This is a genomic window from Reyranella sp., from assembly GCF_965229815.1.
In the GTDB taxonomy this organism is placed as follows: Bacteria; Pseudomonadota; Alphaproteobacteria; order Reyranellales; family Reyranellaceae; genus Reyranella.
The window spans coordinates 490,419-505,537 of the sequence record NZ_CBDDJN010000008.1; the positions used below are offsets into that span (position 1 = coordinate 490,419).

At 68.2% G+C, this 15,119-nt stretch carries 17 protein-coding genes; 12 read left to right on the plus strand and 5 right to left on the minus strand.

Annotated features, from left to right (window positions below; translation table 11 throughout):
• The first annotated feature begins 84 nt into the window (after positions 1-84).
• Positions 85-294 (plus strand): hypothetical protein, encoded by a 210-nt coding sequence (locus tag ACO073_RS29815; RefSeq protein WP_422003006.1) that lies wholly within the window; start codon positions 85-87, stop codon positions 292-294.
• A 43-nt stretch (positions 295-337) separates the two neighbouring features.
• On the opposite strand, the gene ACO073_RS29820 is transcribed toward ACO073_RS29815, so the two are convergent.
• From ACO073_RS29820 to ACO073_RS29835, 4 genes are all read right to left on the minus strand, one after another.
• A complete protein-coding gene (locus ACO073_RS29820) occupies positions 338-1,540 on the minus strand; it encodes a pyridoxal phosphate-dependent aminotransferase (RefSeq protein ID WP_422003008.1) in 1,203 nt (400 codons plus the stop codon).
• Between the two features lie 157 nt (positions 1,541-1,697).
• Positions 1,698-2,519, minus strand: a complete 822-nt coding sequence (locus ACO073_RS29825; protein ID WP_422003010.1) for a transglutaminase family protein — start codon at positions 2,517-2,519, stop codon at positions 1,698-1,700.
• Between the two features lie 5 nt (positions 2,520-2,524).
• On the minus strand, positions 2,525-3,460 hold the full coding sequence (locus ACO073_RS29830; RefSeq protein WP_422003012.1) for an alpha-E domain-containing protein: 936 nt from the start codon (positions 3,458-3,460) through the stop codon (positions 2,525-2,527).
• A gap of 6 nt (positions 3,461-3,466) precedes the next feature.
• Positions 3,467-4,900 carry a circularly permuted type 2 ATP-grasp protein gene (locus tag ACO073_RS29835; protein WP_422003014.1) on the minus strand — a complete coding sequence of 478 codons (1,434 nt, stop codon included), beginning with the start codon at positions 4,898-4,900 and terminating at the stop codon, positions 3,467-3,469.
• A gap of 82 nt (positions 4,901-4,982) precedes the next feature.
• On the opposite strand from ACO073_RS29835, the gene ACO073_RS29840 reads away from it, so the two are divergent.
• Together ACO073_RS29840 and ACO073_RS29845 are read left to right on the plus strand one after the other, a co-directional pair.
• Entirely contained in the window at positions 4,983-5,972 is a 990-nt protein-coding gene (locus ACO073_RS29840; RefSeq protein ID WP_422003016.1) for a zinc-dependent alcohol dehydrogenase family protein, read from the plus strand.
• Between the two features lie 16 nt (positions 5,973-5,988).
• On the plus strand, positions 5,989-6,366 hold the full coding sequence (locus ACO073_RS29845; RefSeq protein ID WP_422003018.1) for a nuclear transport factor 2 family protein: 378 nt from the start codon (positions 5,989-5,991) through the stop codon (positions 6,364-6,366).
• 105 nt (positions 6,367-6,471) lie between these two features.
• Here ACO073_RS29845 and ACO073_RS29850 read toward each other — a convergent pair whose 3' ends face one another.
• On the minus strand, positions 6,472-7,017 hold the full coding sequence (locus tag ACO073_RS29850) for a peptidylprolyl isomerase (protein ID WP_422003019.1): 546 nt from the start codon (positions 7,015-7,017) through the stop codon (positions 6,472-6,474).
• Positions 7,018-7,283: 266 nt separating this feature from the next.
• Between ACO073_RS29850 and coxB the strand changes: the two genes are divergently transcribed.
• The 9 genes from coxB (at position 7,284) to ACO073_RS29895 (ending at position 15,111) form a co-directional block, all read left to right on the plus strand.
• Positions 7,284-8,147, plus strand: coding sequence for a cytochrome c oxidase subunit II (gene coxB, locus ACO073_RS29855; protein ID WP_422003021.1), 864 nt, complete (start codon positions 7,284-7,286; stop codon positions 8,145-8,147).
• A gap of 25 nt (positions 8,148-8,172) precedes the next feature.
• Positions 8,173-9,810 (plus strand): cytochrome c oxidase subunit I, encoded by a 1,638-nt coding sequence (gene ctaD / locus ACO073_RS29860; protein WP_422003023.1) that lies wholly within the window; start codon positions 8,173-8,175, stop codon positions 9,808-9,810.
• 61 nt (positions 9,811-9,871) lie between these two features.
• The gene (locus tag ACO073_RS29865; protein WP_422003024.1) at positions 9,872-10,804 is read left to right on the plus strand and encodes a heme o synthase; all 933 of its coding nucleotides are present in this window, start codon (positions 9,872-9,874) and stop codon (positions 10,802-10,804) included.
• Between the two features lie 8 nt (positions 10,805-10,812).
• A complete protein-coding gene (locus ACO073_RS29870; RefSeq protein WP_422003026.1) occupies positions 10,813-10,953 on the plus strand; it encodes a hypothetical protein in 141 nt (46 codons plus the stop codon).
• Positions 10,950-11,537 carry a cytochrome c oxidase assembly protein gene (locus tag ACO073_RS29875; protein WP_422003028.1) on the plus strand — a complete coding sequence of 196 codons (588 nt, stop codon included), beginning with the start codon at positions 10,950-10,952 and terminating at the stop codon, positions 11,535-11,537. The genes ACO073_RS29870 and ACO073_RS29875 overlap by 4 nt, the downstream gene beginning before the upstream one ends.
• A gap of 2 nt (positions 11,538-11,539) precedes the next feature.
• Positions 11,540-12,412 (plus strand): cytochrome c oxidase subunit 3, encoded by an 873-nt coding sequence (locus ACO073_RS29880; protein WP_422003030.1) that lies wholly within the window; start codon positions 11,540-11,542, stop codon positions 12,410-12,412.
• A gap of 69 nt (positions 12,413-12,481) precedes the next feature.
• Positions 12,482-12,844 (plus strand): DUF983 domain-containing protein, encoded by a 363-nt coding sequence (locus tag ACO073_RS29885; protein WP_422003031.1) that lies wholly within the window; start codon positions 12,482-12,484, stop codon positions 12,842-12,844.
• A gap of 9 nt (positions 12,845-12,853) precedes the next feature.
• On the plus strand, positions 12,854-13,612 hold the full coding sequence (locus tag ACO073_RS29890) for an SURF1 family protein (protein WP_422003033.1): 759 nt from the start codon (positions 12,854-12,856) through the stop codon (positions 13,610-13,612).
• Entirely contained in the window at positions 13,609-15,111 is a 1,503-nt protein-coding gene (locus tag ACO073_RS29895; RefSeq protein WP_422003034.1) for a carboxypeptidase M32, read from the plus strand. The genes ACO073_RS29890 and ACO073_RS29895 overlap by 4 nt, the downstream gene beginning before the upstream one ends.
• Positions 15,112-15,119: the final 8 nt, after the last annotated feature.

The following is a 15,119-nucleotide window of genomic DNA, read 5'->3' on the forward strand; positions in this document are numbered from 1 at the left end:
ATTGTTTCCCCATCGGTCTGGCGTTGCCTTCACCGAAGTCATCGCTTTGGCAGGGCCAGGTTCCATCTCTGGAGGAGGGGAGCAATGGAGAAGGAAGTTGCCCGTCGGCTCATGAGTACGGCGCTCAGCGTCGGGAGTGAACTCGAGAAGCTCGATTCCGTCGTCGGCACGCTCGATGCCGGGCGCGAAAAGAATGAGCTCGTTCAGGCGCTCGGCGGCATGATGGGCATCCTCGCGCGCGACTTCGTTTTCCCGATCGCCCGGCAGCATCCGGACCTCGATCCCGATCGATAGGATCCGGTCTCGCGGTCCGGTTCGTTTCGGTCGCCTTCCGTTCCTACGACAGCGCCCCGCAGGCGCGCTGGATGCGGCGGCCGGCTTCCTCCAGCAGGTTCGTCGCCGTGGCGTAGGAGATGCGGAAGGCCGGGCCCTGGCCGAAGGCCGAGCCCTGGACCACCGACAGGCCCTCGGCCTCCAGCAGGTAGTTCACGAAGTCGGTGTCGTTCTCGATCACCTTGCCATCGGGCGTGCGCTTGCCGATCACGCCGGCGCAGGACGGGTAGACGTAGAAGGCGCCCTCGGGCCGCGGGCACTTCAGCCCCTTGGCCTGGTTCAGCATCGACACGATCAGGTCGCGGCGCTGCTTGAAGACGGCGACGTTCTTCGGGATGAAGTCGGTCGGGCCGTTCAGCGCCGCCACCGAGGCCGCCTGGCTGATCGAGCTGGCGTTCGACGTGCTCTGCGACTGCACGGTGATCATGGCGTCGATCAGCTTCTGCGGGCCGGCCGCGTAGCCGATGCGCCAGCCGGTCATGTTGTAGGCCTTGGACACGCCGTTCATGGTGAGCGTGCGCTCGTAGAGCCTGGGCTCGACCTCGGCCGGCGTCGCGAACACGAAGTCGTCGTAGACCAGCTTCTCGTACATGTCGTCGGTGAGGATATGGACCTGCGGATGGCGCAGCAGCACGTCGCACAGCGCCCGCAGGTCGGCCCTGGTGTAGGCCGCGCCCGTCGGGTTGCTGGGCGAGTTCAGGATCAGCCACTTGGTCTTGGGCGTGATCGCCCGTTCGAGATCCTCGGGCCTGAGCTTGAAGCCGCTCGACTCGGGGCACTGGACGATGACCGGCGTGCCGTCGCCGAACATGACCATCTCCGGATACGACACCCAGTAGGGCGCCGGGATGATGACCTCGTCGCCGGGGTTCAGGGTCGCCAGCATGGCGTTGAAGATGATCTGCTTGCCGCCCGAGGTGACGACGGTCTGCGACGGCTTGTAGTCGAGCCCGTGGTCGCGCTTCATCTTGGCGCAGATCGCCTGTCGCAGCGCCGGCGTGCCGGGCACGGCCGTGTACCTGGTGTCGTTGTCGTGGATCGCCTTGATCGCCGCTTCCTTGATGTGGTCGGGCGTCGGGAAGTCGGGCTCGCCGGCGGCCAGGCCGATCACGTCCTTGCCCGCCGCTTTCATCTCCAGGAACTTGCCTTGGGCGGCGTTGGTCGGAGAGGGCTTGATGCGGCTGAGACGGTCGGCGATGAAGGCCATGACGGCGGCGCCTCCTGGCGGGCGTTGAAAAGCGCGCGGAACCTACGTGCGCCGCGACCTTTCCGCAAGGCAGCGCGGTGTCGCGCGGCGGCTGCGAGGACTACTTATCGTAGGCCGCCCCGTACCCGGGTTAAGCCTAGCCCTCGGCGTCCGTCCCTCAGGCCTCGACCAGCCTGACCGCCGCCTCGACCGCCATCGTCGCCGAGCCGAACCCGACCCGCCGGCCGCTGACCGGCGCGGCGTCGCGGTAGTCGAGACCGACCGCGACCCGCAGGCTGTCGCCGCGCGGGCTGATGTTGTTGGTCGGGTCGAAGCCGACCCAGCCCAGGCCCGGCACCCAGGCCTCGGCCCAGGAATGGCTGGTGCGGCCGACATGCAGCTCCGGATCGTCGTTGCGCAGGTAGCCGCTGACATAGCGCGCCGGAACCGCCAGCCGGCGGCAGCAGGCGATGAACACGTGGGCATGGTCCTGGGCGACGCCGGCGCCCCGCGCCAGGGCCTCCGCAGCGGTCGTGTCAACGGTCGAGACGCCCGTGCGGTATTCGATGCGGTCGTGGACGCGGCCCATCAGCTCGTGCAGGACCGCGACGCGTTGCGCCGCCTCGACCGCCCGCTCGGCGAGGCCCGCGAGCAGCGGATCGAAGCGTTCGTCGGCGTCGGCCAGCGCCGATCGCCGCAGCCAGAACGGTGCCGGCAGGGTCGGGGTCTCGGCGTAGCGCAGCCAGTGGTCGCTGCCGACATACTCGTAGGTTCCCTCGACCGTGATCTCGACCGTGTCGTGCTGGCGCGCCACCGAGAAGGTCGTGACCAGGTTGCCGTGCCCGTCCTGCCACTCCGAGCGCTTGCCCGGTCCGTCGATGCGCCACGACACGATGCGCTGGCCGCTCGCCGGCTTGGGCGTCAGCCGCACGTCGTGGATGGAATGGCCGGAGGGCTGGTCGAAGGTGAACCGCGTGGCGTGGTGGACGGACAGGCGCATCGTCTTCAATCCAGCAGGAATTGGCGGCCGATCTCGTCGGACAGGGTGGCGATGTCGGTGCGCACGTCGCCCAGGAACGTCTTGAGGCCTTCCTCGAACACGCGGTCGATGCGGGCATAGCGCAGGCGGGCGTGCAGTTCCCCGGCCAGCCGGTCGGCCTCGCCGCGCGTGCCGTAGATTTCGGCCAGCTCGTTCATGCTGCGGTCGACCATCCACAGGCAATGGTGCACCGAGCGCGGGACGTCGCGGCGCAGCATCATCAGGTCGGCGACCTTCATGGGATCGAGCGCGCTGCGGTAGATGCGGCGGTAGGTCCGGACCGCGCCGATGCAGGCCAGTACCTCCGACCAGGCGAAGTAGTCGAGCTCGTCGGCGTGCGGGCTGCCGTCCGGGCGCAGCACGTGGAACTTGACGTCGAGGATGCGCGCCGTGTTGTCGGCGCGCTCCAGGAACGCCCCGAGCTGCAGGAAATTATAGGCCTCGTCGCGCAGCAGCGTGACCTGGGCGGCGCCGAAGATCATGACCGCCTGCTTCTTCACCGATTCGATCAGCGCACCGCGGTCGAGCAGGGTGCGGTCGCCGCGCAGCCGCTCGTTGAGCTCGAGCCACAGGGCGTTCAGGCTTTCCCACACATCGACCGTGATGTTGTTGCGTTCCTCGCGGGCGTTGCGCCGGGCCGCGCCGATCGAGCTCACGATCGAGGAGGGATTGTTCTCGTCGACGACCAGGAAGTCGATCAGGCTGGAGAGCCGCCCTCCCGACTGCTGCTGGGTCTGCCGGAACTCGTCCTCCATGCCGAAGATCGCCGCAACGCCGACCGCCTCCTCCCCGCGCGACTGCAGCGCCATGCGCTGCATCGCCTCGATCAGCCGCGCCGTCGATTTGGCGCGCTGCAGGTAGCGGCCCATCCAGTAGAGGTTCTTGGCGGTGCTGCTCAGCATGCCGTGCTACCCGCCCGAAGATTCGGGCGCGAGCACCCAGGTGTCCTTGGTGCCGCCGCCCTGGCTCGAATTGACCACCAGCGACCCTTCCTTGAGGGCGACGCGGGTGAGACCGCCCGGCACGATCGTCGTCTTGCGGCCGGACAGAACGAAGGGCCGCAGGTCGACATGGCGCGGCGCCACGCCCTGGCTGACGAAGGTCGGGCAGGTCGACAGCGCGAGCGTAGGTTGGGCGATGTAGTTGTGCGGCCTCGCCTTCAGCAGCAGCGAGAACTCCTCGATCTCGACCCGGGTCGAGGTCGGGCCGACCAGCATGCCCTTGCCGCCGGAACCGTGGATCTCCTTGACCACCAGCTCAGACAGGCGCTCGACCACGTACTTGAAGTCGTCCTCGCGGTCGCAGCGCCAGGTCGGCACGTTGTTCAGGATCGGCTCCTCGCCGAGATAGAAGCGCACCATCTCGGGAACGTAGGTGTAGGTCGACTTGTCGTCGGCCACGCCGTTGCCCAGCGCGTTGACGATGTTGACGCGGCGTGCCCGCAGCGCGCCCAGCAGGCCGGCGACGCCGAGGTAGGAATCCGGCCGCATCGCCAGGGGATCGAGGAAGGCGTCGTCGACGCGACGGTAGATCACGTCGACCCGCTGAGGCCCGCGCGGCGTGCGCATGTAGACGCGGCCCTCGTCGACGAACAGGTCGGAGCCCTCGACCAGCTCGATGCCCATCTCGTCGGCCAGGAAGGCGTGCTCGAAGTAGGCGCTGTTGAAGTGTCCCGGCGTGAGGAGGACCACGTTGGGCTCGGCATCGTCGCTGAACGACACCGACCGCAGCGTTGCCAGCAGCTCCTCGGTGTAGTGGGCGACCGGCATCACGCGCTTGGCCGAGAACAGCTCGGGCGCGAGCCGCATCATGACCTCGCGGTTCTCCAGCACGTAGGACACGCCGGAGGGCGTGCGCACATTGTCCTCGAGGACGAAGAACTCCTTCTCGCCGACGCGCACGAGATCGATGCCGGCGATGTGCGCATGGACGCCGCCCGGCAGATCGAGGCCCTGGGCCATGGCGACGAACTCGGCGTTCATCAGCACCTGCTGCTCGGGGATCACGCCGGCCCGGCAGATCTCGCGCTGGCCGTAGGCGTCGGCGAGGAAGGCGTTCAGCGCCCGGACGCGCTGCACCAGCCCCTTGTGCAAATACTCCCATTCGTCCCAGGCGATGACGCGCGGAATGATGTCGAAGGGAATCGTCGTTTCGCTGCCGTCGACGGACCCGTAGGCGCCGAAGGTGATACCGTGGCGGCGATAGAAAAGGTCGACCTCGTGGCGCGTCGCCGCCACCTTCTCGGGCGACGTTCGGGCCAGCCAGCTCGCGACGGCGCGGTAGGGATCGCGTATCGCTCCCGCCGCGCCGGAGTTCATCTCGTCAAACGCCGATCCTGCCATCCGGCATTTCACCCCCTGTCGAATCACCATATAAGCAATCGACGGGCCAACAAAGCGGCACGAGAGAACGGGGAGACGCAGGGTGAAGCAGGTCCAGATCGACCGCTACGGCGTGCCGTGGGAAGTGGCGCGCTGCGTCGACGTTCCGGACGTCGGGCCGCCGGCCGACGACGAGGTCGTGTTCGATGTGCTGGCCTTCCCCATCAATCCCGCCGACATGTGGTTCTGTCGCGGCAGCTATCGGCTGAAGCCGCCGCTGCCCGCGACGCCGGGCGCCGAATGCGTCGGCCGCGTGGCGGCGGTCGGCAGCGCGGTGACGCACGTCCGGCCGGGGGATCTCGTCATCAACCTGCAGCGCGAGAACTGGGCCGAGCGCCGCAAGGTGAAGGGCGACGATGCGATCCCGCTGCCGGCCGGCATCGACCTGAAGCAGGCGGCGATGGTCCGCATCAACCCGCCGACCGCACAGCTCATGCTGTCGGACTTCGTCGACCTCCAGCCGGGCGACTGGGTGATCCAGAATGTCGCCAACTCCGCGGTCGGCCGCCTGCTGATCGTGCTGGCGCGCCAGCGCGGCCTGCGCACCGTCAATGTCGTGCGTCGCGCCGACCTCGCGGCCGAACTCGCCGCGCTGGGCGCCGATCGGGTGCTGGTCGACGGCGAGGATCTCGCCGCCCGCACCGCCGATGCGACCGGCGGGGCGCGGATCGCGCTGGGCGTCGAGGCGATCGGCGGCGCGGCCACCGGCCGGCTGGCGGAATGCCTCGCGACCGACGGGACGCTGGTGCACTACGGATCGATGAGCGGCGAGGATCCCGCGGTCGGCCGCAGCCATTTCATCTATCGCGGCATCCGGCTCACCGGATTCATGCTGGGCCGCTTCCTGGCCAAGCGCAGCCCCGAGCAGGTCCGCGCGATCTACGCCGGGCTGGCGGCCGAGGTGATGGCCGGGCGACTGGTCGCGCCGGTCGATACCGTCTATCCGATCGATAGGATAAGGGACGCTCTGGCGCATGCCGACCGGGGCGGCCGCAACGGCAAGATCCTGGTAAGCCCCGGCGGGGCGGTCTGAACACGGAGGAGGGGCGATGAGCTCGGACGTTTCGGCAGTCGAGAAGGTGCTGCAGGTCTATTTCGACGGCCTCTACGAGGGCGACACGGCCAAGCTGGGCGAGGCTTTCCATCCCGCCTCGCACCTCTACGCCGCCGCGGCGGATGGCAAGGCGACGGACTGGCCGCGCGCCGAATGGTTCAAGATGGTCGACGGCCGCCCTTCGGGGAAGGCCAAGGGCAGCGCGCGGGCCGACCGCATCGTGTCGATCGACTTCTCGGGTCCGACCACCGCGATCGCCAAGGTCGAGTGCCAGCTGCCGCCGCGCTACTTCACCGACTACCTGACGCTGCTGAAGGTCGACGGACGGTGGCAGATCATCTCCAAGACCTTCCACACCGTCACGAAGGAATAGGGCGCGCAGGAGCAGGGCAAACTGTCATCCCGAGCGTAGCGAGGGACCTTTCCTGTCGCCTGAAAGGTCCCTCGCTGGCACTCGAGATGGCATCCGCTTCGTTGGCTAGTCCTTGGCGTCGGCGGCGACCTGGACCTTGATCATCTTGTCCTTGGGGTCGGGAACGGCGCCCGACTGGCCTTGGCCGCGCTTGATCTTGTCGACGAACTCCATGCCCGACACGACCTTGCCCCAGACCGTGTACTGGCCGTCCAGGAAGTTCGAGTCCTTGAAGACGATGAAGAACTGGCTGCGGGCGCTGTTGGGATCCTGGGTGCGGGCCATCGAGACGGCGCCGCGCGTATGCGGCTCCTTGGAGAACTCGGCCTTCAACGGCTCGCCCATGCCGCCCGTGCCGGTGCCGGTCGGGTCGCCGGTCTGGGCCATGAAGCCCTCGATCACGCGGTGGAAGACGACGCCGTCATACTTGCCTTCGCGGGCCAGCTTCTTGATCTGGGCGACATGGTTGGGGGCGAGGTCCGGACGCATCTCGATGACGACGCGGCCGTCCTTCAGGTCGATGTTGAGGGTGTTTTCCTTGTCCATGGCGGCGGTCGCTCCTGCGAACATGAGAGAGATGGCGACGATCAACGGCGTCAGTGCTCGACGCATGCTGAGATCCTTTCGCTGAACCGTGCCGGGCGGCCGGCGGGCGCGACCATACTGGCGGACCATGGAAACACAAGGGCCGGGGCGCGACGATCCGGCCCAGCGACCGGGCCGCCAGGACAGTGGCTGCGACTGGCCGCCACATATCGGCCATAGGTGAAAACCCGTTACCTGACAGGCCTATATCTGGTACTAACCGCTGTGAAAATGCGGGGGATTTTGCGGGCCGGAAACGTCCACAGGCGGCCGCCCGCTGAAGGGACGATTGCATGACCGGCAGGCGCATTCTTGACGTTCTTTGCTATGTGGCCGTCGTGGCGCTTGGATGGGTGGGCGTGGCGCAGGCCCAGCCGATCGTCGGCGTGCCGCACGACTGGGAAATGAACATGCCGCCGGGCTACACGCCCGTGGGCGACCGCCTGGTTTCCCTGCACGACCTGCTGCTGGTCATCATCTCGCTGATCTGCCTCTTCGTCCTCGCCCTGCTGATCTATGCCGTCTGGCGCTTCCATGCCGCCCGCAACCCCGTTCCGTCGACCACCACCCACCATACCGCGCTCGAGATCGCCTGGACGGTCATCCCGATCCTGATCCTGGTCATCATCGCGATCCCGTCCTTCCGCCTGCTCTACTTCGGCGACAAGGCGCAGGACCCTGCCTTCACCGTCAAGGTGACGGGCAACCAGTGGTACTGGACCTACACCTATCCCGACCAGGGCAACTTCACCGTCGAGAGCCGCATGCTGCCGGAAGCCGAGCGCGTGAAGCTGAAGCCGCAGGTGCCGCGCCTGCTGGCCGTCGACGAGGAGATGGTGATCCCGGCCGGCACGACCATCCGGATCATCGGCACGGCCGCCGGCCTCTCCATGCACGGCTGGACGGTGCCGGGCTTCGGCCTCAAGAAGACGGTGATCCCGGGCCGCCTCAACGAAGGCTGGATCAACGTCGCCAAGGAGGGCTACTACTTCGGCCAGTGCTCCCAGATCTGCGGCGACAACCACACGTTCATGCCGATCGGCGTGCGCGTGGTGTCCAAGCCCGAATTCGACAAATGGGTCGAGGAGAAGAAGAAGTCGGCGGGGCTGTTGCCGTCGACCGACGTCGCTTCCGCCTCCGCTCCCGCCAACCGCTAAGCGCATCGCCGCAGGAGACAAAGACATGGCAACCGCGCACGGCGCCGCCCGCAGCCACGAAGCCCACGGGCACGACGATCACCACACGCCGACCGGCATCAAGCGCTGGCTGTTCAGCACCAACCACAAGGACATCGGCACGATGTACCTTGTGTTCTCGATCTTCGCCGCCCTGATCGGCGCCACCTTCTCGGTGGTGATGCGGCTCGAGCTGCTGCAGCCCGGCGTCCAGTACTTCAACGGCGCGGACGGTGCGCCCAACGGCCACCTTTGGAACACGATCGTGACGGCCCACGGGCTGATCATGGTGTTCTTCGTCGTCATGCCGGCGCTGATCGGAGGGTTCGGAAACTGGTTCGTGCCGCTGATGATCGGCGCGCCGGACATGGCCTTCCCGCGCATGAACAACATCAGCTTCTGGCTGCTGCCGCCGGCTTTCATCCTCCTGCTCATGTCGGCGGTGATCGGCGGGGGCGTCGGCACCGGCTGGACGATCTATCCGCCGCTCAGCATCAGCCAGGGCGCCGGCATGGATCTGGCGATCTTCTCGCTGCACATCGCCGGCGCGGGCTCCATCCTGGGCGCCATCAACTTCATCACGACCATCTTCAACATGCGCGCGCCGGGAATGACCCTGCACCGCATGCCGCTGTTCGTGTGGTCGATCCTGGTGACGGCGTTCCTGCTGCTGCTGGCCCTGCCGGTCCTGGCCGGCGCCATCACCATGCTTCTGACCGACCGCAACTTCGGCACCTCGTTCTTCAAGGCCGAGGGCGGCGGCGATCCGACGCTCTTCCTGCACCTCTTCTGGTTCTTCGGCCATCCCGAGGTGTACATCATGATCCTGCCGGCCTTCGGCATCGTCAGCCAGATCATCTCGACCTTCTCCAAGAAGCCGGTCTTCGGCTACCTGGGCATGGCCTACGCGATGGTGGCGATCGGCGTCGTCGGCTTCGTCGTGTGGGCGCACCACATGTACACGGTCGGCATGGACGTCGACACGAGAGCCTACTTCGTGGCCGCCACGATGGTTATCGCGGTCCCGACCGGCGTGAAGATCTTCAGCTGGGTGGCCACCATGTGGGGCGGCTCGATCCGCCTCGAAGTGCCGATGCTGTGGGCGATCGGCTTCATCTTCCTGTTCACCGTCGGCGGGGTCACCGGCGTCGTGCTGGCCAATGCCGGCGTCGACTATGCCCTGCACAACACCTACTACGTGATCGCGCACTTCCACTACGTGCTGTCGCTGGGCGCGGTGTTCGGCATGTTCGCCGGCTACTACTACTGGATCGGCAAGATGAGCGGCCGCCAGTATCCGGAATGGGCGGCGCAGGTTCACTTCTGGACGACCTTCATCGGCGTCAACCTGACCTTCTTCCCGATGCACTTCAGCGGCCTGTCGGGCATGCCGCGCCACTATGTCGACTATCCGGACGCCATGGCGCACTGGAACTACCTGTCGTCGATCGGCGCGTTCCTCTCGTTCGGGTCGACCATCTTCTGGCTGATCTTCGTCGTGTTCGGCGGCCTGCTGGCCGGCCGGCGGGTCGGTGCGAACTACTGGGGCGAGGGCGCGACCACCCTGGAGTGGACCGTCGCCTCGCCGCCGCCGTTCCACACGTTCGAGGAACTGCCGCACGTCTCGCCGCAGGCCCACCACTGAGGAGCGCAGGCGGCGCCGGCCCGACGACGAGCGCGGGCCGGCACTACCGCCGGATTGACCGATGAGCGACACGGCACACCTGCTGACTGGGGCGTTCGAGGGGACGACGCCGTCGCGCGTGCGCGACTATGTCGACCTCCTGAAGCCGCGCGTCATGTCGCTGGTCGTCTTCACGGGGCTGGTCGGCGTCCTGATTGCGCCCGGGCACCTCCATCCGTTCGCCGCGGCGCTGGCCGTCGCGGCCATCGCGCTGGGATCGGGCGCCGCCGGCTGCATCAACATGTGGTACGAGCGCGATCTCGACGGGCTGATGGCCCGCACCGCCGGCCGGCCGCTGCCGACCGGCCGCGTCGCGCCGGACGACGCGCTCGGCCTCGGCGTGCTGCTGTCGATCTTCTCGGTCCTGCTGATGGCGGTGTCGACCAACTTCGTGGCGGCGGCGCTGCTGGCCACGGCCATCCTGTTCTACGTCTTCGTCTACACGATCTGGCTGAAGCGCCGGACGCCGCAGAACATCGTGATCGGGGGCGCGGCCGGCGCCTTCCCGCCGATGATCGGCTGGGCCGCCGTCGGCGGCGACGTGTCGGCCGTCAGCATCGCGCTGTTCCTGCTGATCTTTCTGTGGACGCCGCCGCATTTCTGGGCGCTCGCCCTCTACCGCAGCGACGACTATCGCCGTGCCGGCGTGCCGATGCTGCCGGTGGTGGCCGGGGCGCGCGAGACCAAGCGGCAGATGCTGGTCTACACGCTGGCGCTCCTGCCGGTCTCGCTGGTCCCGGTGCTGCTGGGCGCCGTCGGCTGGCTGTACGGTGCCGTGGCGGTGGCGCTGGGCCTCGTCTTCGTGGTCCGGGCGCTCGGCGTCTGGCGCACGGCGGACGATGCGTCGGCCCATCCTCCGGCCCGGCGGATGTTCCGCTTCTCCCTGCTTTATCTCGCGGCCCTGTTCGCGGCCCTTCCTCTCGACCGGCTGCTCTCCTGGGCGACGGGCGGATGAGCGACGTCATGAGCGACGAACGCCGCCCCGGCGATACCGACGTGCACCGCCGCCAGCGGGGGAAGAACCTGTTCGTGGCCGGCTTCCTGCTGGTCATGGCGGCGATCTTCTTCGCGCTGACCATCGTGCGCATGGGAGGCCACGAGTGAAGCGGGTCGACCGCAACGCCCGCCTCGCCTGGCAGCTCGCCGGCGTCGTCGGCTGCATGCTGGCGCTCGCCTACGCGGCGGTGCCGCTGTACGAGATGTTCTGCCGCGTCACCGGCTTCGGCGGCACGCCGGTCGTCGCCGTCGAGGGCACACGCCCGGTCGCCGCCCGCACCGTCGCGGTGCGCTTCGATTCCAACGTCGACCCCAACCTGCCCTGGCGCTTCGAGCCGGTGGAGCGTGAGATTCGCGTCCATCTCGGCGAGGAGCACCTGACGCACTTCCGGGTGACCAACCTGTCGCAGCGGCCGATCGTCGGCACGGCGACCTTCAACGTCACGCCGGAAACGGCCGGCGGGTGGTTCAACAAGGTGCAATGCTTCTGCTTCAGCGAGCAGCTGCTGCAGCCGGGCCAGTCCGTCGACATGCCCGTGATCTTCTTCGTCGATCCCGAGATGGACAAGGATCGGCGCTACGACAACATTCGCACCATCACGCTCTCGTACACCTTCTTCGAGGCCAAGACGGAGCGGGCGAAGACTTTGCTCGGCGGCATTCCCGCCAAGGCGACCGGAAAGGGTGGATGACAATGGCTGACGGCGCACCGAAGCACCCCTATCACCTGGTCGATCCCAGCCCCTGGCCGGCGCTCGGCGCGCTGGGCGCGCTCCTGCTGGCGCTGGGAGCCGCCCTCGGCATGCATCCCGACCTGTTCGGCAGCGGCTTCGAATCGATCGCCAAGAAGTTCGAGTGGTGGGTCATCGCGCCGGGCCTTCTGGTGATCCTGGCCGTGATGTTCTGGTGGTGGAGCGACGTCATCGCGGAGTCGCGCAAGTACCACACCGCCGTGGTCCAGCTCGGCCTGCGCTACGGCATGATCCTGTTCATCGCCTCGGAGGTCCTGTTCTTCGCCGCCTTCTTCTGGGCGTTCTTCGATGCCTCGCTCTATCCGGGCGGGGAGAAGATGCCGATCAAGACCGAGGCGACCGGCGGCATCTGGCCGCCGAAGGGCGTCAGCGTCATCGCGCCGTTCGACCTGCCGTTCATGAACACGCTGATCCTGCTGCTGTCGGGCACCACGGTGACCTGGGCGCATCATGCGATCCTCGAGGGCAACAAGCGCGACGCCGTGCGCGGCCTCGCCCTCACCGTGATCCTCGGCATCTTCTTCACCGGCGTGCAGGCCTACGAGTACCTGCATTCGCCGTTCAGCTTCCGCGAGAACATCTACTCGTCGACCTTCTTCATGGCGACGGGCTTCCACGGCTTCCACGTGCTCGTCGGCACGACGTTCCTGCTCGTCTGCCTGTTCCGCGCGATGGCCGGCCAGTTCAAGCCCAACCAGCATTTCGGGTTCGAGGCGGCCGCCTGGTACTGGCACTTCGTCGACGTCGTCTGGCTGTTCCTGTTCTTCTGCATCTACTGGTGGGGTTCCGGCAACGCGCCGATCGCGCTGCACTGACGTCGCCTCACGACGGATGACTTCTGGACCGCCGGGTGTTCCCCGGCGGTTCGCCTTTGGAGGAGCGTGATGTCCGACTGGCCGCGCCAATCGCCCGCCGAGGTCGCTCTGCGCGGCGCCTGCCCGCGTTGCGGACGTGGACGGCTGTTCGCCGGCCTGCTGCAGGTCGTCGAGCGCTGCCCGGAATGCGGGCTCGACCTGCGCGGCCACGATGCCGGCGACGGCCCGGCGGTGTTCGTGATCCTGGGGCTGGGCACCGTCATCATGATCCTCGTCTTCTGGGTGGAGTTCCGCTACGAGCCGCCGTGGTGGCTGCACGTCCTGTTGTGGGGGCCGTTGACCGTGGGGCTCGCGGTCTGGCTGCTGCGCCTCCTCAAGGGCCTGCTGATCGCCCTGCAGTACCGCCACCGCTCCACCGCCCTCGACGAGTAGGGAGACGACATGTTCCGGCTGCGGCCCGCCTTCTGGCCGACCCTCGTATCGCTGCCGATCCTGGTGGTGTGCCTCGGCCTCGGCTTCTGGCAGATGGAGCGCCGCGAGTGGAAGCGCGACATCCTCCACCGTATCGAGGTGAACCAGGCGGCCGCGCCGATCGCGCTGGACGAGCTGCTGCGGGGCGACCCGCTGGCGCACGAATACGGTCGCGTCCGTGTGGCGGGGACGTTCCTCAACGACAGGGAATTCTATCTCGCGGCGCGCAGCCTGCGGAACAAGGTCGGACTCCAGGTCGTCACGCCGCTGCGCACCGACGACGGACGGATCGTGCTGTTCGATCGCGGCTGGATCCCGCAGGAGCAGAAGGACCCGGCGAAGCGCGCCCAGGGCCAGGTCGCTGGGCGCGTCGAGCTGACCGGAATCGTGCGGCGCAGCCAGGAGAAGCGGCAGTTCGCGCCGGAGAACGTTCCCGACAAGAACGTCTGGTTCCATGTCGACGTGCCGCTGATGCGCAGCATGGCCGGCGGCAAGCCGGACGCGAAGCTCGACACGTTCTTCCTCGAAGCCGATCCGACGCCCAATCCGGGCGGCGTGCCGATCGGCGGCCAGACGCGGCTCGATATCCCCAACGATCACCTGCAGTACGCCATCACCTGGTTCCTGCTCGCCGCCGCGCTGGCTGGCGTCTACCTCGCCTACCACTGGGAGAACGGCCGCCTCACCGTCGCGGGCCGCACGAAGGTCACGTCCGAGGACGCGCCATGAACGCCGCTGCCTCCTATGCCGAGCTCGAGCGCCGCTTCGCGCGCTTGAGCGCCCTCAACCGCGCCAGCGCGATCCTGCACTGGGACCGCTCGACCATGATGCCGTCCGGCGCGGGCGAGGATCGCGCCGACCAGCTCGCGACGCTGGGCGTCGTCGCCCACGGCCTGATCTCGGCGCCCGACATGCCCGAGCTGCTGGCGCGGGCGGAAGAAGGTGCGGCCGACCTCGATGCCTGGCGCGCCGCCAACCTGCGCGAGATGCGTCGCGTCTGGATCCACGAGAGCGCTCTGCCGGCCGATCTGGTCGAGGCGCGCACGCGGGCCACGGCCGCCTGCGAGTTGGTCTGGCGGGAGGCGAAGGCGACGGCCGACTACCGGTCGCTGCTGCCGGCGCTGGGCGAGGTCCTGGCGATCATGCGCCGGGTGGGGGAGGCCAAGGCGGCGGTGCTCGGCACCTCGCTCTACGACGCGCTGCTCGACGAGTTCGAGCCCGGCGGGCGGGCGGCGCGCATCGACGCGCTGTTCGCGGAGCTGCGCGGCTTCCTGCCCGACATGCTCGGTCGGGTGATGGAGCGGCAGGCGGCGATGCCGCCGCCGCTCGCGCTCGAGGGTCCGTTTCCGGTCGAGCGCCAACGGCAGCTCGGAGAGGAGCTGATCCGCCGGATCGGCTTCGACTTCACGCGCGGCCGGCTGGACGTCTCGGCCCATCCCTTCACCGGCGGCACGCCCGACGACGTGCGCATCACGACGCGCTACGACGAGGCCGACTTCGCGCGCGCCCTCATGGGCGTGCTGCACGAGACCGGCCACGGCCTCTACGAGGCCGGCCTGCCGCGCGACTGGCGGCGCCAGCCCGTCGGCAACGCGCGGGGGATGGTGCTGCACGAGAGCCAGTCGCTGCTGATGGAGATGCAGGCTTGCCGCAGCGACGCCTTCGTCGCCTTTGCCGCGCCGCGCATGCGCGCCGCCTTCGGCCGCGACGGCGCGGCCTGGACGGCCGACAACATCCACCGTCTCTACACGCGCGTTGCTCCCGGGTTCATTCGCGTCGACGCCGACGAAGTGACCTACCCGCTGCACATCATGCTGCGCTACCGGCTAGAACGGGCGATGCTGGCGGGCGACCTCGCCCTGGCCGATCTCCCGGGCGCCTGGAACGACGGGATGCGCGATCTGCTGGGCATCGTCCCGCCCGACGACGCGCTGGGCTGCCTGCAGGACATCCATTGGCCGGACGGGGGCTGGGGTTACTTCCCGACCTACACGCTGGGTGCGCTCGCGGCCGCCCAGCTCTTCGCCGCGGCGCGGGCCGCGGAGCCCGGCCTGATGGCGGCCATCGCCCGGGGCGATTTCGGCCCCCTCATCGGCTGGCTGGGCGCGCATGTGCACGGCAAGGGTTCGATTGCCGGCACCGACGAGATCCTCCGGGAGGCCACGGGCGCCGCGCTCGGCACCTCGGCCTTCAAGGCGCATCTGGAAAGCCGCTACCTGTCGGCGTAAGAGGGAGC

What these genes read in the sequence shown, in the direction of transcription:
- ACO073_RS29865 (WP_422003024.1), top strand. Translation starts at nt 9,872, where the DNA reads ATGAGCGACACGGCACACCTGCTGACTGGGGCGTTCGAGGGGACGACG.
- ACO073_RS29845 (WP_422003018.1), top strand. Translation starts at nt 5,989, where the DNA reads ATGAGCTCGGACGTTTCGGCAGTCGAGAAGGTGCTGCAGGTCTATTTC.
- ACO073_RS29825 (WP_422003010.1), bottom strand. Translation starts at nt 2,519, where the DNA reads ATGCGCCTGTCCGTCCACCACGCCACGCGGTTCACCTTCGACCAGCCC.
- ACO073_RS29885 (WP_422003031.1), top strand. Translation starts at nt 12,482, where the DNA reads ATGTCCGACTGGCCGCGCCAATCGCCCGCCGAGGTCGCTCTGCGCGGC.
- ACO073_RS29850 (WP_422003019.1), bottom strand. Translation starts at nt 7,017, where the DNA reads ATGCGTCGAGCACTGACGCCGTTGATCGTCGCCATCTCTCTCATGTTC.
- ACO073_RS29815 (WP_422003006.1), top strand. Translation starts at nt 85, where the DNA reads ATGGAGAAGGAAGTTGCCCGTCGGCTCATGAGTACGGCGCTCAGCGTC.
- coxB (WP_422003021.1), top strand. Translation starts at nt 7,284, where the DNA reads ATGACCGGCAGGCGCATTCTTGACGTTCTTTGCTATGTGGCCGTCGTG.
- ACO073_RS29895 (WP_422003034.1), top strand. Translation starts at nt 13,609, where the DNA reads ATGAACGCCGCTGCCTCCTATGCCGAGCTCGAGCGCCGCTTCGCGCGC.
- ACO073_RS29820 (WP_422003008.1), bottom strand. Translation starts at nt 1,540, where the DNA reads ATGGCCTTCATCGCCGACCGTCTCAGCCGCATCAAGCCCTCTCCGACC.
- ACO073_RS29880 (WP_422003030.1), top strand. Translation starts at nt 11,540, where the DNA reads ATGGCTGACGGCGCACCGAAGCACCCCTATCACCTGGTCGATCCCAGC.
- ACO073_RS29835 (WP_422003014.1), bottom strand. Translation starts at nt 4,900, where the DNA reads ATGGCAGGATCGGCGTTTGACGAGATGAACTCCGGCGCGGCGGGAGCG.
- ctaD (WP_422003023.1), top strand. Translation starts at nt 8,173, where the DNA reads ATGGCAACCGCGCACGGCGCCGCCCGCAGCCACGAAGCCCACGGGCAC.
- ACO073_RS29870 (WP_422003026.1), top strand. Translation starts at nt 10,813, where the DNA reads ATGAGCGACGAACGCCGCCCCGGCGATACCGACGTGCACCGCCGCCAG.
- ACO073_RS29830 (WP_422003012.1), bottom strand. Translation starts at nt 3,460, where the DNA reads ATGCTGAGCAGCACCGCCAAGAACCTCTACTGGATGGGCCGCTACCTG.
- ACO073_RS29890 (WP_422003033.1), top strand. Translation starts at nt 12,854, where the DNA reads ATGTTCCGGCTGCGGCCCGCCTTCTGGCCGACCCTCGTATCGCTGCCG.